18 protein-coding genes are annotated in these 15,129 nt (G+C 71.4%); 10 read left to right on the top strand and 8 right to left on the bottom strand.

Features of this window, described 5'->3' with window-relative positions; genetic code table 11:
- Positions 1 to 131 precede the first annotated feature (131 nt).
- Positions 132 to 806: a methyltransferase domain-containing protein gene (locus OHA19_RS43080; RefSeq protein ID WP_331754545.1), complete on the top strand. Its 675-nt coding sequence runs from the start codon at positions 132 to 134 to the stop codon at positions 804 to 806.
- Between the two features lie 111 nt (positions 807 to 917).
- On the opposite strand, the gene OHA19_RS43075 is transcribed toward OHA19_RS43080, so the two are convergent.
- Positions 918 to 2,033 carry an NADAR family protein gene (locus OHA19_RS43075; protein WP_331749298.1) on the bottom strand — a complete coding sequence of 372 codons (1,116 nt, stop codon included), beginning with the start codon at positions 2,031 to 2,033 and terminating at the stop codon, positions 918 to 920.
- A gap of 131 nt (positions 2,034 to 2,164) precedes the next feature.
- On the opposite strand from OHA19_RS43075, the gene OHA19_RS43070 reads away from it, so the two are divergent.
- Both OHA19_RS43070 and OHA19_RS43065 read left to right on the top strand, forming a co-directional pair.
- Positions 2,165 to 2,836 carry a HEAT repeat domain-containing protein gene (locus tag OHA19_RS43070; protein ID WP_331749301.1) on the top strand — a complete coding sequence of 224 codons (672 nt, stop codon included), beginning with the start codon at positions 2,165 to 2,167 and terminating at the stop codon, positions 2,834 to 2,836.
- Positions 2,837 to 2,839: 3 nt separating this feature from the next.
- Complete coding sequence (locus OHA19_RS43065; protein ID WP_331749304.1) at positions 2,840 to 3,841, top strand: MerR family transcriptional regulator; 1,002 nt, start codon at positions 2,840 to 2,842, stop codon at positions 3,839 to 3,841.
- Between the two features lie 27 nt (positions 3,842 to 3,868).
- Here OHA19_RS43065 and OHA19_RS43060 read toward each other — a convergent pair whose 3' ends face one another.
- A complete protein-coding gene (locus tag OHA19_RS43060; protein ID WP_331749307.1) occupies positions 3,869 to 4,018 on the bottom strand; it encodes a hypothetical protein in 150 nt (49 codons plus the stop codon).
- Between the two features lie 155 nt (positions 4,019 to 4,173).
- On the opposite strand from OHA19_RS43060, the gene OHA19_RS43055 reads away from it, so the two are divergent.
- The 5 genes from OHA19_RS43055 (at position 4,174) to OHA19_RS43035 (ending at position 7,123) form a co-directional block, all read left to right on the top strand.
- Positions 4,174 to 4,812, top strand: coding sequence for a LysE family translocator (locus OHA19_RS43055; protein ID WP_405722443.1), 639 nt, complete (start codon positions 4,174 to 4,176; stop codon positions 4,810 to 4,812).
- Positions 4,813 to 5,218: 406 nt separating this feature from the next.
- Positions 5,219 to 5,821 (top strand): sigma-70 family RNA polymerase sigma factor, encoded by a 603-nt coding sequence (locus tag OHA19_RS43050; RefSeq protein ID WP_331749309.1) that lies wholly within the window; start codon positions 5,219 to 5,221, stop codon positions 5,819 to 5,821.
- A 178-nt stretch (positions 5,822 to 5,999) separates the two neighbouring features.
- Positions 6,000 to 6,257, top strand: coding sequence for a hypothetical protein (locus OHA19_RS43045; protein WP_331749312.1), 258 nt, complete (start codon positions 6,000 to 6,002; stop codon positions 6,255 to 6,257).
- Between the two features lie 219 nt (positions 6,258 to 6,476).
- Positions 6,477 to 6,749, top strand: a complete 273-nt coding sequence (locus tag OHA19_RS43040) for a hypothetical protein (protein ID WP_331749314.1) — start codon at positions 6,477 to 6,479, stop codon at positions 6,747 to 6,749.
- A gap of 200 nt (positions 6,750 to 6,949) precedes the next feature.
- Positions 6,950 to 7,123, top strand: a complete 174-nt coding sequence (locus tag OHA19_RS43035) for a hypothetical protein (RefSeq protein WP_331749316.1) — start codon at positions 6,950 to 6,952, stop codon at positions 7,121 to 7,123.
- Positions 7,124 to 7,218: 95 nt separating this feature from the next.
- On the opposite strand, the gene OHA19_RS43030 is transcribed toward OHA19_RS43035, so the two are convergent.
- The gene (locus tag OHA19_RS43030; protein WP_331749320.1) at positions 7,219 to 7,767 is read right to left on the bottom strand and encodes a GNAT family N-acetyltransferase; all 549 of its coding nucleotides are present in this window, start codon (positions 7,765 to 7,767) and stop codon (positions 7,219 to 7,221) included.
- Positions 7,768 to 7,862: 95 nt separating this feature from the next.
- Here OHA19_RS43030 and imm45 point away from each other — a divergent pair, with 95 nt between their 5' ends.
- The gene (gene imm45 / locus OHA19_RS43025; protein WP_331749323.1) at positions 7,863 to 8,204 is read left to right on the top strand and encodes an Imm45 family immunity protein; all 342 of its coding nucleotides are present in this window, start codon (positions 7,863 to 7,865) and stop codon (positions 8,202 to 8,204) included.
- Between the two features lie 404 nt (positions 8,205 to 8,608).
- On the opposite strand, the gene OHA19_RS43020 is transcribed toward imm45, so the two are convergent.
- From OHA19_RS43020 to OHA19_RS43000, 5 genes are read right to left on the bottom strand one after another with little or no spacing between them, the layout of a single operon-like run.
- Positions 8,609 to 9,433, bottom strand: coding sequence for an ATP-binding cassette domain-containing protein (locus OHA19_RS43020; protein ID WP_331749327.1), 825 nt, complete (start codon positions 9,431 to 9,433; stop codon positions 8,609 to 8,611).
- Positions 9,430 to 10,449: an ABC transporter ATP-binding protein gene (locus OHA19_RS43015; RefSeq protein WP_331749330.1), complete on the bottom strand. Its 1,020-nt coding sequence runs from the start codon at positions 10,447 to 10,449 to the stop codon at positions 9,430 to 9,432. Before OHA19_RS43015 ends, OHA19_RS43020 begins: the two co-directional genes overlap by 4 nt.
- Positions 10,450 to 10,454: 5 nt before the next feature.
- The gene (locus OHA19_RS43010) at positions 10,455 to 11,348 is read right to left on the bottom strand and encodes an ABC transporter permease (protein ID WP_331754543.1); all 894 of its coding nucleotides are present in this window, start codon (positions 11,346 to 11,348) and stop codon (positions 10,455 to 10,457) included.
- Complete coding sequence (locus OHA19_RS43005) at positions 11,345 to 12,298, bottom strand: ABC transporter permease (RefSeq protein ID WP_331749336.1); 954 nt, start codon at positions 12,296 to 12,298, stop codon at positions 11,345 to 11,347. The genes OHA19_RS43010 and OHA19_RS43005 overlap by 4 nt, the downstream gene beginning before the upstream one ends.
- Positions 12,298 to 13,932 (bottom strand): ABC transporter substrate-binding protein, encoded by a 1,635-nt coding sequence (locus tag OHA19_RS43000; RefSeq protein WP_331754541.1) that lies wholly within the window; start codon positions 13,930 to 13,932, stop codon positions 12,298 to 12,300. Before OHA19_RS43000 ends, OHA19_RS43005 begins: the two co-directional genes overlap by 1 nt.
- A gap of 131 nt (positions 13,933 to 14,063) precedes the next feature.
- On the opposite strand from OHA19_RS43000, the gene OHA19_RS42995 reads away from it, so the two are divergent.
- Complete coding sequence (locus OHA19_RS42995) at positions 14,064 to 15,128, top strand: LacI family DNA-binding transcriptional regulator (protein ID WP_331749342.1); 1,065 nt, start codon at positions 14,064 to 14,066, stop codon at positions 15,126 to 15,128.
- Position 15,129 lies beyond the last annotated feature (1 nt).

The raw sequence follows: 15,129 nt of genomic DNA, 5'->3' as shown, positions 1-15,129 counted from the left end.
AGCGCTTCCGACGCAACCATTTCGTTCCCGTCCCTTCTCCGGACCGCCGATGTCCCGGGGCGAACCGGCGGCCGGGCGGGAGGTTCGTGATTCCCCGGCTGGTCGCGGCGCCAGGGACTACGGTCGTGGGCATGATCGAACACGATGCCCTCGCCGCCACCCGCGAGGCCTACGACGCTGCTGCCCCCCAGTACACGCAACTGTTCCGCGACGAGCTGCGCGACCGGCCTCTGGACCGCGCGTTCCTGAGTGCCTTCGCCGAGGCCGTAGCCGCGAGTGGGGACGGTCAGGTCGCGGACCTGGGGTGCGGACCCGGCCATATCACCGCTCATCTGGATGAACTGGGGTTGGCGGTGTTCGGTATCGATGCCTCTCCCGCGATGATCGGGACAGCTCGGCGGAATCACCCGGGCCTGCGGTTCGACGTGGGCTCGATGGCCGCGTTGGACATCGCTGACGGCGCGCTGGGAGGCGTACTTTCGCGTTGGTCCATCATCCACACTCCGCCGCGGGAACTCCCCGCCGTCCTGGCGGAGTTCCACCGTCTGCTGGCACCCGGCGGCCACGTTCTGGTCGGCTTTTCGGCCAGCGATGATCCGTCCCACCCGACTCAGGTCTTCGATCACGCCGTCGTTCCTGCCTATCGGTGGTCGCCGGATCACTTCGCGGCGATGTTGCGCACGGCCGGTCTGGCCGAGGTGGCCCGGATGGTTCGCGAGCCTCAGCCCACCGACCGGCGGCAGTTCAAGGAGATTCACCTGCTCGCCCGCAAATCCGAGGCGGGGCCTGCCCGGTCGACCGCGTGACCGGCACGACCGCATGACCGCGTGACCGGCGCGAGCGCACGGCCGCGTGACCGGTACGAGCGCGTCCAGCCTGCCGGACGGGAGAGTCGATCACAGGCCCCGGGCCCCGTGTCACTCGATGCGGGCCTGTCGGGCCAGCAGCTCGGACCGGACGAGTTCCAGGAGGCGGCCCGTCCAGTTACGGCCCCGGCCCCCGTTGTCGCCCCAGAAGCCCGAGTCCGCGTCGTCGTAGATGACTGTCGCATCACCCGTGGCCAGCAGGATCGCGGCGAGCTCGGGGTGCTGCTCGAACTTGGCGCGCAGCAATCGGGCCATGACCGCGGTCCGTGCCGGTTCCCAGCCTTCGCGCCGCGGCGCCGCAGCCGCGAGAGTGCGGGCCTTCGCCCCCGTCTCCGCCGCCGCGACCGCGGAACGGGCCTCCGGCGCGGCGACGGACCGGGCCCAGTAGGCGTGCGCCACCGACGGGTAGGTGACCTCGTCGAGGGTGATCGCGGCGGGGTAGTCGTTGCGCAGGGCCTGCTTCCCCGGGTGTTCGAGCGCGCGCCGCGGGTATGAGTGGTAGACCTTGACCGCGGGGGCGAAGGAGTCCGCCGCCCCGTCGGCCGGCACTCGGGAAGGAGCCTCCGCGATCCACCGGCTCCGCTCCTCGAAATACGCGATGGCCTCGTCGTACGCCTCCTGCGTGACCGGTTCCTCGGGCCAGTCCGGCGCCCGCCCGCCGGGCCCCGCCACCAGCACCTGCAGGGGATGGTCCTTGCGGTCCATGTCGCCGAGCGCGTACCGGCGCACCGTCTCGGGAATGGCCAGGTAGGCGGCCCGCGCAGCAGCCCGGTTGTCCTCCGTCCGGTCCCCCATGAAGACATCCACCGCCGCGAGGCAGCGGCCGGTCGAGTCGGGGCGACCGTTCAGCTCGTCGATGGTGTCACGGACTTCGGCGAGCAGCAGCTCTGGCGTCAGCCAGGTGCGCGGTTCGCCGAACGTCCATGAGGCCAGGGCGTGTGCGGATGCGCGTCCGCCGTCCGGAAGGCTGGTGGCCACCCATCCGCTGTGGAGCTTCTTCTCGAACTCGTCGAGTGTGACCAGTTCCCAGCAGTCGACGAGGCCGTCGGCGTAGATGAAGAGGTCGGTGAGGAAGTAGGAGCCGCCGTTGCATATGAACGCGTGCCGCCAGGTGCCCGGTACGCGGACGCCGTCCGCCGTGCGATGGGTTGTCCGATTGCCGATCATCCCGTGATGATGCCGGACGGACCGGCCGGGACGCATGGGGACCCGGCAGGTGACCGGTGTTCGCGCGGCGGGTCCTGTTTGACCTTGTCACGGTGACAAGGTTTTCACTGCTTGCCGAGGAGGTGGTCTCGATGACGGTCACGGGACAGGACACGGATGGGACACGAGTGCTCCACGCACTGGAGGACGGCAACTCGTCCATGCGGCTGCGGGCAGCTCTGGCGGTCGGTACGGCGCCCGACCCGCGCTTCGTCGACAAGCTCATCGAGCGATGCGCGATCGAGCCCGAGTTCTACGTCCGCGACATGTTGACCTGGGCGCTCACCCGCCACCCGGTTTCCGTGACGCTCCCCGGACTGGTCCGCGAAGTCCGCTCGGAGCGTGCGCAGGCACGGAGCCAGGCGCTGCACACCCTGTCCAAGATCGGGGACCGGCGGGCGTGGCCGGTGATCACCCCGACGCTCCTGTCCGACGCCGACGACGAGGTGGCGCGGAGCGCCTGGCGGGCCGCGGTCGTACTCGTACCGGAGGGCGAGGAGCCCGCTCTGGCCCTGGCGCTGGCGACGCAACTCGGGCGTGGTGGGCGGGAGACGCAGCTGAGTCTCAGCCGGGCGCTGGTCGCGCTGGGCGAAGTGGTTCTGCCGGCCCTGCACGCCGCGACAACGGCCCGTGACCCGCGCGCGCACGCGCACGCGCTGGCCACACAGCGGCTGCTGCGCGACCCGGACGCCGGGTTCGAGTTCGCGATCGAGGAGGCGAAGCGCGTCGTGGCCCTCGGCGGGTCCGGCCAGGAGGGACGATAGGGCGTGCTGATCGGTGAGGTGGCGCAACGGTCCGGGGTCAGCGCCCGCATGCTCCGGCACTACGAGTCGCTCGGCCTGGTGCGGCCTTCGGGCCGTACGGGCTCCGGATACCGGGAGTACTCCGGGGAGGACATCCGGCGGATCTTCCACATCGAGAGCCTGCGGTCACTGGGGCTGTCGCTGCGTGAGATCGGGCGCGCACTCGACGATCCCGGCTTCACGCCCTCGGCGCTCGTCGGCGACCTCGTCCGCCGGACACGCGAACGCATCGCGGCCGAGACCGAGCTGCTCACGCGGCTCTGCCGGATCGATGCCGCGGACCCCGCCGACTGGGAGCACGTCCTCCAGGTCGTCGCGCTCCTCCAGGCACTGGGGTCGAAGAGCGCCGACGCGCGCCAGCGCGCGGCCCTCTCCTCGGCCGACGAGGTTCCGGTGCCGGTGGAGGCTCTGGTCGAGGCGGCACTGAGCGAGACGGAGCCGAACGTCGCCGGAGCCATTCGATGGGCGCTGGCGCGATCGGGCGACGGCGGCCCGGCACTGCTGGCGCGGGGCCTCGGCTCACCGGTGGCCGCCGTGCGGGAACGCGCGGTTCGGTCCCTCGCCGAGATGCCCGGCGACGAGGCTGCCGAGCAGTTGCGGGACGCCCTCGCGAACCCCGACGCCGTGGTCCGCGGGTACGCGGCCCTGGCGCTCGGGACGCGCGGAGCGACCGATGCGGTCCCGACGCTCATCGACATGATCGTGGAGGGCAGGAACGACACCGATGCGGCCGACGCACTGAGCGTGCTGGCGGACGACACCGCGACGGCGGACCGGATCGCGACCGGGCTCGTCGACCGTCTCGCCCACGACACCACCCGAGCGCCCGGACGCGGACGGCTGACCCAGGCACTGGCGGGCATCCCGGGGACGACGGCCTCACGTGCCCTCGCGGAGCTGTCGCACGACGAGGACCGTGCCGTCGCGCTGACTGCGGCGTACCTTCTTCGGTTGCGCGACGAGTGAGCCCCACAGCCCTTCCGGCCGGGAGGTTCACTCAGCCTTGGTGCGTGCCTCGGCGCGTGCGTGCGAGGACAGGCCGTCGATGACCTGCCTTGCGTCCGGTGTCCGACCGCGGGTGACACCGCCCGGACGCGTCCCGGCCGTCTGCGCGGCATGGATCTTTCGGTTCGTCGTCGTCATGCCGGACAGGGCGCCACGGTCTCGAACGAAGCCGAACCCGCGAACGTGCTGCACAGGAACCAGCCGCCCGGGGGCGTAGCCGGGTACGCGGTACGCGGTCCTGCGCGACGAAAAGGGGCTGAAGGGTGGAGTGGGCCCGTGCTTGTATGGGCGCCATGGTGTCTGCCGAGCGCTTGCTCGCCTTCGCGGCGATGTCGTTCCTGCTGATCGTGATCCCCGGGCCCAGTGTGCTGTTCGTGATCGGGCGGGCGCTGGCGCAGGGGCGCCGAGCCGCGCTGACCACGGTGGTGGGAAATACGCTGGGGGCTTATGTGCTCATCGTGGCCGTGGCTCTCGGGGTCGGGTCGATCGTGGAACGCTCCGTCCTCGTCTTCACGGCGCTGAAGCTGGCCGGTGCCGCCTACCTGGTGTATCTGGGCGCCAAGGCGTGGCGGCAACGTGGCTCGCTCCAGGCCGAGTTCGCTTCCGACAAGGGCGCACAGGGTGGCATGCGCACGTTGTGGGAGGGGTTCGCGGTCGGTGTGGCCAACCCCAAGACCATGGTGTTCTTCGCCGCTGTGCTGCCGCAGTTCGTCGACCGAGCCCAAGGGCACATCGTGGTTCAGATGCTGCTGCTCGGGCTGGTCTTCAACATCATCGCGGCGTGCTGCGACAGCGTGTGGGGACTGGTCGCGGCAACCGGACGGGACTGGTTCGCCCGCTCGCCCCGGCGGCTCTCCATGGTCGGAGGCGTGGGCGGGCTCACGATGATCGGCCTCGGGTTCACCGTCGCCGTGACAGGACGCAAGGACTGAGCCCGCATGCCGAGTCCGGGCGCGTCCCGGCGACCCCTGCGGCTGTGAGCCCTCGCCGCCCGCCGGCCGTCCTGCCGGGCACGCACCCACGCATGGATGGCCCGCAGCCGCGGCCACCTGGAGAAGCAGGCCGAGGAGCACCGCCGGGCCACGCCACCCGGCGGGCCATGCCGGATTCGACCCCGCCCTGCGAGCCCGTACGCGTCGGGGCACCCTGAAACACCGGACCACGGCCAGGGGTGAATCCTTTCGTGCCTGCCGCGCCTCTCATAGGCGTGCGGACGACCGCGTCCGCCTCGCACCCGACCAGGAGGATCCATGACCACCGTCATCATCGTCGCTGCGGCCGCCGCGCTGCTGCTGTGCGCGTGCACCGTCACGCTGCTGCGCCGCCGGAGGCGTCAGCGTGGCTGACCGCACCTGGCCCGGCGCGACTCTGGTCGCCGCGGCGCAAAGAGGCAACGTAGAGGCGCTCACCGCGTTGGTGTACGGCTCCTACCCGCACGTACACCGGTTCGCTCACACGCTGTGCGCCACACCCCAGGACGCCGAGGATGCCGCCCAGGAAGCGCTGATCATCCTCTACCGCAAGATCGGCATGCTGCGTGCCTCCGGGGCACTGGCCTCGTGGATGTTCCGGATCGTCCGCAACGAGTGCCTGCGCCGCACCCGCGCCCTGCTCCACCGCGCACCGGCCGACGAACACGGCCGGCTCGGCACGTCGGACCGGTTCGACACGTTCGGCGGCACCGCGCGGTCCGCCGAGGAGGACGTGCTGCTGCGCCTGGAAGCCGAACGTGTCGCGGCCGTCATCGCCGCCCTGCCCGAGGACCAGCGGCAGGTGCTGGTCATGCGGGACATCCAGGGCCTGCCCGGCCGCACCGTCGCCGAACGGCTCGGACTGAGCACCGCCGCGATGAAGTCCCGCCTGCACCGGGCTCGTTCGGCAGTACGCGAGGTATTGAGCGATGAACCGACCGGGATGAGGGTGACCAACGATGACACCTGACCGGACCACGACGAAACGCACCGCCGCACCCGGCTCAGCGCCCGGTTCTACGCCCGGTTCCGCACCCGGTTCCGTGTCCGGCTCTACGCCAGGCTCTACGCCCAACTCCGTATCCGGTTCCCTGCCCGGTTCCACATCCGGCTCCACACCGGGCGCCGCCGGTGGACGCGACGCGCCGGTGCGCGGCGGCTTCGCCGACGACTCCCTCCCGCGCCATCTGGCCCGCGGCGCCGTCGGGTTCGGCGCGCTCATCGGGTCGCTGGCCCTGTTGCCGGTCGCCGGACCGGCGAGCCTTCTGCTCGCCCCGGTCGGCCTGGTCGTACTGCGAGGCTGCCCGATGTGCTGGGCGATCGGCCTCGTGGAGACCCTCTCGGCCGGGCGGCTGCGTCGCTCCTGCGTGGACGGGAGGTGCGAACTGACCCACGCCAAGGGGTAGGCCCTGTCGTCAGGGCGGTCTCGGGTTGTGGGTCGTGGCGGGGTGATACGTCGCCACGAACTGTCCGATGTCGAAAGGGATCTGATCCGTCCGTCGCTGCCGACGCGGTCCGGGTAACCCGAAAGAGCGAGAAGACTCTCGGAACCCCGCCTTTTCCTGCCATCCTGAACCTGGCCTCGCCGCACCCCCGTCGGCGAGGCCACCCCGGGGAGGTCTCCGATGACATGCGGAAACTGCGGCGCGGCAGCCACCCAGGGCCCCGACGGGTCCTGGACCTGCAACAACCAGTGCGGCTGGTCGTCCAGCTCTCCCGGACCCGCCATGACCCCGGAGATCACCACCACGCGCTGCCGTGGCTGCGGTGCCGAGGTGCACGGCCTCAACGGCCGATACGCGTGCGGACTGTGCAGCTGGTCCAATCACTGGGACGAAGGACACCAGCCGCTTCCCGCCGCAGGCAACATCCCCAGGGACACGAACACCCTGCAGTGAACGCGCGGAACGGCTCACTGTCCTCCGGGGAACGATGAGCCGCCACTGATCGGCACAGTCACCGCAGTCCTGGTCGTGCCGAGGCGACTCCGCAGGATCCGGCGGGGCCCGGGCCGCGGTCGACGGCTCGTACGGACCGCCTCCCGAGCGAAGCGGCGCACTGCCGACGACGTCGACGCGTTCGCCATGGCAATGGCCTGATGCGGGGTCTCTCCCGGCCGCCGCCCGGCCCGAACTCCGCGTGGATCGGGACGCTCCCCACCGGCGACGCCTACCTCTACATGGACAAGAACGAGGAGACTCCGAACAGCGCCGACATCCTGGCGTACGGGCGGATCGCCGCAGGCTGGCCGGAGCGCATCTTCGCCGGATAGTCCCCGCCCCACCCGCATGACCCAGCTCTTCTCCGCGTGGACGTTGCGCGGAGAAGAGCCGCCCAGGGCCGCGATCCGGGCCGGAGGGGCTGAGTTCAGCAGTTCGGCGTGACCGAGGACCGCACGCCGAACCACTGCTCGGCGCCGTACTCCTCGTACCGTTCCACCTCGGTGAAGCCCAGCTTCGCCGCGAGGCGCATTGAGGGGGCGTTGGCGGTCCGGGTGCAGAGCACCACCGGCTCGCCGGGAAGCGCGTCGGCGGCCCAGTCGAGTGCTGCCGCGCACGCCTCGGCGGCGTACCCGTATCCCCACGCCTTCGGCAGGAACATGTAGCCGAGCTCGGCCTCCCCGGCATCCGGACGGATGTGACCCGGACGCTCCGCGTCGCGCCGGTCGAGCGTGACCATGCCGATCATCGCTCCGTCGAGCTCGATCACGAAAAGGCCGGGGCGCCGCCCGGGTATCTCAGGCACCGCGCGCTCGAGCTCATCGCGTGGTCGAGGGCCGCCGACGTAGGTGCCCACCTCCGGCGAGGCGAACAGCTCGATGAAGGCTGCACGGTCCCGGGCCTCGCTCTCGCGGAGCACGAGCCGCTCGGTGCTGATCGGGGCGGGTGGCCAGGCGACGGGGCCGAGTTCAGTCATGGCGGGCAACTTAGCGCACGCCCGCAGGGCAGCAGCCCAGGACGAACGAGGTCCTGCAGAAACCGGGCGAGGACCTCCTCGATAGCATCCCGGCCATGAAGTGGATCCTGCTCAGTGAACATCCGGAGGAGATTTCCCGCGGAGCCGTCTTCCAACTCCCGGCCCGGTGGCCGTACGAGGAGACCGTCGAGTTCATGCTCGCGGAGCTGCCACCGGGTTCGGACGACCGGATGGGTCTCATCGTGACCACCGGCTACAAGGCCGGGTTGTGGGTGGTGTTCCTGCCGGACGAGGCGTATTCGGCGGGGCGGCCATGGTCGTTGTCCGCCTCATGGCTGCGCGACAACTGGACGGCGAAGGTGTACGCGGATACCGACCCCGAGAAAATCCGGGTCCGTACCGGCTACTCGACCGTGGCAGGAATCCCCGTCCTTTAGGGCGGGGAGCGGAAGTCAATCACCGTCGCAGCAGCCCGGATAGCCACGAGCGGTCGACCGGTCTCCCCGGTGATCAGTGAAAGGTCCTGGTCACCCGTCGCAGGTGCCCGTGGTGCGAATGTCATCCCGGTCCCGGTCCCGGTCCCGGTCCCGGTCCCGGTCCCCGGTCGAGCCCGGTCCCGGGACGGCCGCTCAGTTCCGTCCCGGCGTGCCCGGAGTCCCCCTTGTGATCGGCGACGGCAACAACCTGCCGCCGGCCTCCTCCGCCTCCATCGACGTCCTCACGGCGTTGCGGACTCGTCCGGCGACCCGGCCCCGCGGCGGGCACACCCGGCCTCCAAAGCCGTTGCGCGGGGGACCGGCACACCGGACGGGGAACGAGCCGCCCGCCCGGCCGCCGGGACTCACTCCGGTAGCCGGCGCTCCGGCGCCGTGAGGGAGGCGTCCCACCCGCGCCGGGGGACGGAGCCGAGGAGCAGCTTCGTATAGGAGTGTTCCGGCGAGTCCAGCACCCGGTCGGTCGGTCCCGTCTCCACGACCTGTCCGCCCTTGAGCACGAGCACCTCGTCCGCGACGTGCCGGACCACGGCGAGGTCGTGCGTGACGAAGAGATAGGCGATCCCCGAATCGCGGCGGATCGTGGCGAGCAGATCGAGAATCTGGGCCTGGATGGACACGTCCAGCGCCGCGACCGCCTCGTCGAGGACGAGTACCCGGGGCTCGACCGCGAGGGCCCGTGCGATCGCCACGCGCTGGCGCTGCCCGCCGGACAGCCGCCGCGGCAGCGCCGTCGCCTCGCGCTCGCCGAGGCCGACCTGGTCCAGGAGTTCCCGCACCCGGGCGGTGCGGGCCGCCGGGTCGAGCCGGGTGTGCAGCCGCAGCACCTCGTCCACGCAGTCCGTCACCGTCACCCGGGGGTCCAGCGAGAGGTACGGATCCTGGAAGACCATCTGGATCTCCCGGGCGCGGGCCAGGCGTTCGCTCCGGCTGCGGGCCCGCGCCGAACGGTCCCGGCCGTCGAGGCGTACGGTGCCGCCGTCGGGGCGTTCCAGCCCGACGAGCATGCGCACGGTGGTCGTCTTGCCGCTGCCGGACTCCCCGACGAGGGCGAGACAGGCGCCCGGAGCCAGGGCGAACGACACGTCGTCGACCGCCTGGTGGTCTCCGTACCGCTTGCACAGCCCCTCGACCACCAGGCCGTTCGTCGTCGTTGTCGCGGTCGCCGTCACAGCGTGATCCCTTCGTCGGCACGGTGGCACGCGGCGAGACCGTCGCCGTACCGCGCCAGTACGGGGGGCTCCTCGGTGCAGCGCGGCAGCGCGTGGGCGCAGCGCGCGGCGAAGGCACACCCCGGCGGGGCCTCGGCGAGCGAGACGGGGCGGCCGGGGATGGGCCGGGGCGGTGGCGCGTCCCGTTCGATGCGGGGCGTGCAGGCGAGCAGCCCCGCCGTGTACGGGTGCCGCGGCCGGTCGAACAGCTCGTCCGTACCCCGCGTCTCGACGATCCGGCCCGCGTACATCACGTACACGCGGTCGCAGATCGCGGAGGCCAGTTCGAGGTCGTGGGTGACGAACAGGAGGCCGGTGCCGCGCTCGGCCCGCAGCTTGGTGAGGATCGCGATGATCTCCGCCTGGGTCGTGACGTCCAGTGCGGTGGTCGGCTCGTCGGCGACGAGCAGCGCGGGTTCCGAAGCGAGCGCCGCGGCGATCACCACGCGTTGCAGCATGCCGCCGGAGAACTGGTGCGGGTAGCGGCGCAGCGCGCCCCGCGGATCGCGGATGCCGACCGCGTCGAGCAGTTCCTCGGCCCGCGCCGTGGCCGTCGCGGCGGAGGTGCCGGCCGCGCGCAGTCCCTCGGTGAGGAAATCCCCGACGCGGCGCAGCGGGTTGACGGAGGCGCGGGGATCCTGGAAGACCATGGCGACCCGACGGGCCCGCAGCTCGGCCAGCTCCGCGCGGTTCATGGTGAGTACGTCCTGGCCGGCGACCCGCACCCGTCCGGTGGTGCGTGCGCCGGGCGGCAGCAGGCCGAGCACGCTGCGGCAGGCCACGGACTTGCCGGAGCCGGACTCGCCGACCAGGCCGACGGTCTCGCCCGCGGCGACCCGCAGGCCGACCCCGTCGAGGATCGGACGTGCGGCGCGGTCGTCGGGCAGCCGGACGCCGAGCCCGTCGATCTCCAGGACGGGTGCGCCGCCGGAGGTACCGGCAGGAGTGCCGTGTGCGGGTGTTGTCTGTTCGGTCATGCGGTTCACCGCTCCCGCCGTGCGATCCGGTCGGCGATGCCCTCGCCGACGATGCTGAACGCCACCACGGCGAGCACGATGCAGGCCGAGGGCGCGAGAGTGGGCAACATCGCTCCCTGGAGGACGGCCGACTGACCGTCGTTGATTATGGCGCCCCAGTCGGCGGCCGGCGGCTGGATTCCGAAGCCGAGGAAGGACAGCGCGGCGAGGTCCATCAGCGCGTACCCGAAGTTCATCGCGGACTGGGCGAACACCGTCGGCGCGATGTTGGGCAGCAGGTGCCGCAGGCAGATGGTCCACCCCGACCAGCCCTGCACCCGGTAGGACTCGATGTAGGGACGGGCCTTCTCCTGGCGGGCGATCCCGCGCACCAGCCGGCCCACGTACGGCGTGTAGGCCACGGCCATGGCGATCACGGGGGCCGTCATGCCGGAACCGACCACGGAGACGAGCAGGATCGCGAGGAGCAGCCCGGGGATCGCGAACACCAGGTCCATCGACCGGGAGAGGAACGTGTCCGTCCAGCCGCCCCGCCAGGCCGCGACCGTGCCGAGCAGCGTGCCGAGGAGGGTGGAGACGACGACGATCAGCAGCGGGCCGAGCAGTCCGGTGCGCGCGCCGTGGATCAGCCGGGAGAGGATGTCCCGCCCGGACTGGTCGGTGCCGAGCAGATGGTCGCCCGTGGTCCCGACCAGGCTGGCCGAGAGGTCGAGCGCCTCGGGATCGTACGGAGCGATGACCGGGGCGAGCAGGGCGACCAGGACGAGCACGGCGAGTACCGCGACGGAGATCGCGAACAGAGGGCCCTGGCCGAGCAGGCGCAGGCCGCGCAGGCCCGGACGGCGGGACGGCCCGAGGGGTTTGTGCACCGCGTCGGCCGCGGTTGCCGGTGAGGTCATGAGGAGCCTTCCCCCCGGAGGGACAGACGGGGGTCGATGAGCGGGACGAGCAGGTCGACGACCAGGTTCACCACGGCGAAGGCCGCCACACTGAGCAGCGTGATCGCCTGGACGACGGCGAAGTCCTTGGCCGTCACCGACTGCACGAGCAGGGAACCGAGGCCGGGGACGTCGAAGGCGGTCTCGACGATCGACGTGCTGATGAGCAGTCCGGCGAGCATCGTTCCGCCGACGGTGACGACGGGGCCGAGCGCGTTGCGCAGTACGTGCCTGCGCACCACGGCTCGCCCCGCGACACCGCGGGCGCGTGCCACCTCCACGTGATCACGCCCGAGTTCGTCGAGCATCGCCGAGCGGGTCACCCGCGCCAGGAGTCCCGCGAAGGACAGCGCCAGGGCGAAGGCCGGGAGGGTCAGGTAGTACAGCCGTTCCGACAGACCGGCGGGCGTGCCGCCCGGACCGGGGAACCAGCCCAGGCGTACGGAGAAGACCGACACCAGCACGATGGCGGTGACGAACGCGGGCGTCGCGGTGGCCACTCCGGTGCCGATGAGCACGGCGCGGTCGAACAGTCCGGGACGCAGCGCGGCGCCGATGCCGGCCGCCACTCCGAGCAGTGCCACGAGCACCGCGGCGTATCCGATGAGCGTCAGCGTTCCCGTCATCCGGGAGCCGATGAGGGACGAGACGTCCTGGTGGTACTGGGCGGAGCGGCCGAAGTCGCCCTGCAGCGCCGAACCGAGCCACTTCGCGTACTGCACCGGCAGCGGGTCGTCCAGGTGGTACTGGGCGCGCAGCGACTCAACCGCTTCCGGGGTCGCCGGACGGCCGTGCAGCAGGAAGGACACCGGGTCACCCGGCGCGAGATGGACGGAGCCGAAGACCACGACGGAGGTCACGAACAGCACGGCCACCATGCCGAGCACCCGTCCGGTGAGGAAACGAGCCATTACTTCGCCGCTCCGATGCTGGCCGCCCACGGGTAGTAGAGCTGGGCGATCCCGGTCGGCGCACCGGTGATGCGGTTGCCGAGGAAGACCGAGTACGGCGCTTCGTACACCGGGATGATCGGGAGGTCACGCATGGCGATCCGCTGGAGCTCGGCGGTCAGCTCGGCGCGCTTCTCCGGGTCGGGTTCCGAGTTCGCCTTGTCGAAGGCGGTGTCGAACTCGGGGCTGGAGTACTTCCCGTAGTTCCCGAAGTCGCCGGTGCGCAGGTACTGGTAGAACTCCATCGGGTCCGGGGTGTTGTCGTAGCCGTTGGTGATCACCAGGTCGAAACCGGCGCGTGCCGACGGGTCGACGAAGATGCTGCTGTACGCGTCGGGGGAGACGGACTTGAGCTCGACATCGAGACCGATCTGCCGGCCGGCCCCCTGCACGGCGTTGGCGACGACGCTGATCTCGGGGGCGAGCGTGCTGGTCACCATCGTGACCTTCTTGCCGTTCGCGCCGGCCTCCTGCACCAGCTTCTTCGCCGCGGCGATGTCGTACTCGGGCTCGGGAAGCGAGTCGTAGTACTTGGCCGTCCGGTCCGGGACCAGCGCCCAGGCGCCGCGTGCCGCCGGGGCCTTGGCGGGGGCGCCCACGCCGCCCGCCGCGGCCTTGATGATCTGCTTGCGGTCGAGCGCCATCGACAGGGCCTTGCGGACCCTGATGTCGCCGAGGGTGCCCTTGAGGTTGAGCACGGAGAGGTCGGCGGCCGCCGTGTTGGGACCGAACAGCAGCTTCCCCTTGCCGCTGCCGCGAAGCTGGGCCAGGGACGACGACGGCACCATGTAGCCGCCGTCGGCGGTACCGGAGAGGAACGCGTTGGAGCGCGCCGCCGGGTCCTCGATGAAGGTGAACTTCACCGACTTCGACTTGGGGACGAGCGCGTGGTCCCAGTAACCGGAGAACTTCTTCAGGGTCACACTGTCGCCCCTGGCCCACTTGTCGAGGGCGAACGGGCCGGTGCAGTTGACCCCGCCGTCCGCGGTGCCGTAGTCCTTGCCGGCCTTCTTCAGGTACGCGGCGCTCTCGACGGTCCCGGGCGACGCGGCCATCAACTCGTGCAGAAGGACGTCGGGCCTGGAGAGGCGGAGCGTCACCTCCAGCGGGCCCGTCCGTTCGATGGTCCTGACGTTCTTGAACGTCGAGGCCCAGGGGGAGCCGACGGCCGGGTTCATGTGGCGCTTCAGGGAGGCGACCACGTCGTCCGCCGTCATGGTCGTGCCGTCGTGGAACTTGACGTTCGGACGCAGCGTGTAGACCAGCGTGCGCGGGTCGGGACGGTCGAAGCCGACCGCGAGACCGGGCTCCATCCGGTGGTCGGGGGTGACCCGCATCAACTGCTCGCAGACGTTGGCGAGGACGGTGTTGGGCGGGTAGTCGTAGGCGAGGGCGTAGTCCAGGGTGTACGGCTCCGCGTAGAGGGACCAGGTGACGGAGTCCAGGCCGCCCTTCGCGGGAGGCGAGGTCGGGGTGACCTTGTAGTCGGTCACGGCTCCGCCCTGCTGGGAGGTGTTGGCGCCGGAGCAGGCGGTGGCGGCGACCGCGAGGACGGCGGTGCAGGCGATCGAGGTGGCGGTTCTGCGCATGCGCATGCGGACCAACCCCTTTACGGGTGTTGTGACGGGCGCTGGGGGATGGAGCGAGTATCAATGCGGGAACGTTCCCGCACAAGAGTTTGCGGGAACGGTTTTGCTGAGGTCACGGGGGTGGCAACATCACCTGCATGACCGAAGCCCCGCGCCAAGCAGGAAAGCCATCGAAGGCCGGCCCGCGTGTCCGGCTCGTCGACGTCGCCCGCGAGGCGGGCCTCTCGAAGACCACCGTCTCGGCGGCGCTCAACGGCACCGGACGCCTCTCCCCGGCCGTGCGGGAGAAGGCGCGCGAAACCGCGCGGAGAATGGGCTACCGGCCCAACGCCACCGCACGCCAGCTGCGCGCGGGACGGGCCCGGCTGATCGGGTACGTGGTCGGGGAGCTCACCCACGCCCCATGGACGTTCCTGGAGTCCCCGTACTTCGCCAGACTGACCGGCGCCACCGCGGCGACCGCCCTCGAGCGCGGCTACGCGATGGTGTTGCTGCCGGCCGGATCCCTGCAGAGCGAGTGGGCCGACCTGCCGCTCGACGCGGTGGTCGTCACCGATCCCGTCGCGGGCGACCGGATCGTCGAGGATCTGCTCGCCGCCCGGATCCCGGTGTTCAGCGACCGGTCCGTCGAGGGACGCGCGGGCGCCCACTGGGTGGACGTCGACGCGGTGGCGGCGACCTGCGGGACGCTGGACCACCTCTGGCAGGAGGGAGCCCGGCGTCCCGCGATGGTGCTGCCCGGCAGCACGACCAGGTTCCACACGGGGGTGCTCGCCGCGTACCGGGACTGGTGCGCGGCGCGCGGCCTGCCGGAGCGGATCACCCACGTGCCGGAGCCGGGGAACGGGCCGGTCGTCGCGGCGGTCGAGACGGCCCTGACCGGTCCCGGAGAGGGGGACCAGCGCCCCGACGCCCTGTTCGTGGTCGCCGAGGCGAGCCCGCCCCTCGTCCTGGAGGCGGCCCGCCGGGGCGGCTACCGGGTCCCCGACGACCTGCTCCTGGTGTGCGTGAGCGAGGACGTGACCGCGGAGCACACCCGGCCGTCGGTGACCACGCTCAGTCTGCGGCCCCAGGAGATCGCCCGGACCGGTACCGAACTCCTCATGGCCGTCCTGGAGCTGGGGCGCACGGAACCGTCCGGAGTGCTGGTGCCCACGCGGCTCGAAGTGCGGGAGTCCTCGCGCCGGTCGTTGCCGGGCTGAG

Origin of the sequence: Streptomyces sp. NBC_00012 (assembly GCF_045040875.1) — a bacterium.
Lineage (GTDB): Bacteria > Actinomycetota > Actinomycetes > Streptomycetales > Streptomycetaceae > Streptomyces.
The sequence above is the reverse complement of the archived record's forward strand: the minus strand, read 5'-3'. Positions and strand labels throughout refer to the sequence as shown.